Consider the following 1,875-nt stretch of genomic DNA (forward strand, 5'->3'; position numbering starts at 1 on the left):
GTCCTTGCCAGCGCGACGGCCATCGTTTCTGCGCGCCTCGCCACGCCCCTGCAGATGTGGAGCATCGACGCCTGGGTGCTCCCGCCCGGCAGGATAAAGAACGTGATGGGGGGCAACTCTTTTTCAAATTTATCGATGGCCGGTTCCAGCTCTGACGCCATGCCTTCGGTGGCGCGGGGCGTGCTGTACTTGCTCTCCGGGTAGTCCGGGTCTGCCAGGTCAGAGCCGACGACAAAAAGGTCGTTCTGCACCTTTGTGAGGATGCCGACAAGGTCCGCAAAGACCTCTTCTGCCCCGAGCATGCATACGGCCATGCCGATGGAGGAGTTGAGCTCGTCGACTGAGCCGTAGGCTACTATCCTCTGGTCGGCCTTGCTCACGCGCCTGCCGCCGATGAGGCCGGTCTCGCCCTTGTCGCCCGTCCTCGTGTATATCTTCACAATCTCCAAAAGTGGCGCAGATGATTTAAGATTAGCTCCTTGCCTTGAAAAATTCCACGAGCTTTATCGCGTCCATCTCCTTCAGGCTTTTTCTGTTCGACTGGATGTAGCTGGCAAACGCCTCTACTTCGTGCAGCTGCGGATGAAGCCGCCTGGCCTCCTCGATGATGTCAGGATAGTTGCGGTGCGGAAAATAGATCGCCTTTGCTACCTTTGCCATTGTTTTCTTGGCCTCCCTGCTGATGACGCCCTTTTTGTGCGCGAGGTACAGGTTGTAGCGTATGTCTATCATCGCCTCTGACTGGAGCCGAAAGTCGCCGTCGCCAAACGTCACGGCGACTTCGTCGTCCGCGTCTATCCTGCCGGTCTTGTACAATTCAAACACGCGCCCGATGCCTATCATGCCGAATTTTTCCAGTTCCACCGCGCGCAGAGCGCCGAGGCTTGCGGCGCCTGCAAGCGTGACGCCTTGCTTCCTTGCCAGCTGGTAAACCTCGATGGGCGTGGGGGGATAGTCCTGCAAAAAGACGCCGTCCACGAGGCCGACCATCGTGGCGTCGCCGGCTGCCAGCCGCAAGAGGTCGCCTTTCTTTGCCGGCGGCCTGTAATCTGCGCCCGGGAATATCTGCCGAGCTCTCTCGTGGCTCAGCGACGGGCCGAGAAAGATCACCGGCTTTGCCATTGCTTGAAACACGCCTTTGCCCGCATGCCCATCACCGACTTTGTTATCTTGAAAGTTTCCAGCCCCGGCACTATGGCCCTCACCACCGGCACGCCGAGGTCCGGGTTTGTCAGGTCGACTATTACTACGCGACCCAGATCCACTGCCTTTAGCCTTGACAGTATGAACTTGACGTCGTCGAGAATGTCTTTGTGAAAATACGTCTTGACCTCCGAGAATTTTATCTTTCTTGTGGACGGCATGAACTGCCATGCCCGCTTGTCGTCGGTGTTGTTCTCGCCGTACCGTATCTTGCGCAGGTCGTCGCGGGCGCCCTGGATGTTGGCCGCGCGCGTCTGCGACACCTCTGTTATTGCGCGCAAAAGAGCAATCCTTGCGTCGGGGTGCGTGCCGTGGCCCTCTGCGAGGTAGCCATAGTCGTGCGTCACCCACTCGATGCTGCTGGCGTTAAAAGTCGGCACGCCGATGTCTGACGTGATGTCCTTTATGATGAGAGGTATGCCCGCCTTCTCGAAATGCTCAAGCAGGTCCTGCACCGGCGCAAACTCGACGCCAGAGATGTCTACGTCTGGAAACACGCCGGGGTCGTCTACAAACCTGTCTGACTGGACCGGCGGCGCCTGGATGCCGGCGGCGTTTAGCGAATGGACGATTGTGCGCAATACGTGGAATGGTATGGCGCTTGCGCGCAGTTCCGCGATGCTCATAGCGTCGCGCTCTATCACCTCGCACAGCGAGTGGCACACGGCCTCT

General features: G+C 58.6%; 3 protein-coding genes. All 3 read right to left on the reverse strand.

Annotated elements, in window-relative coordinates; all coding sequences use genetic code 11:
* Window positions 1-440, reverse strand: a 440-nt coding sequence (locus ACREAY_RS11590; protein WP_431755925.1) for a cob(I)yrinic acid a,c-diamide adenosyltransferase, incomplete at its 3' end; no start/stop codon positions are given.
* 31 nt (window positions 441-471) lie between these two features.
* Window positions 472-1,122: a TfuA-like protein gene (locus ACREAY_RS11595; RefSeq protein ID WP_431755926.1), complete on the reverse strand. Its 651-nt coding sequence runs from the start codon at window positions 1,120-1,122 to the stop codon at window positions 472-474.
* A partial coding sequence (locus ACREAY_RS11600) for a YcaO-like family protein (protein WP_431755927.1) occupies window positions 1,107-1,875 on the reverse strand: 769 nt, incomplete at its 5' end. The genes ACREAY_RS11600 and ACREAY_RS11595, both read right to left, overlap by 16 nt.

Origin of the sequence: Nitrososphaera sp. (assembly GCF_050748925.1) — an archaeon.
GTDB lineage: Archaea > Thermoproteota > Nitrososphaeria > Nitrososphaerales > Nitrososphaeraceae > Nitrososphaera.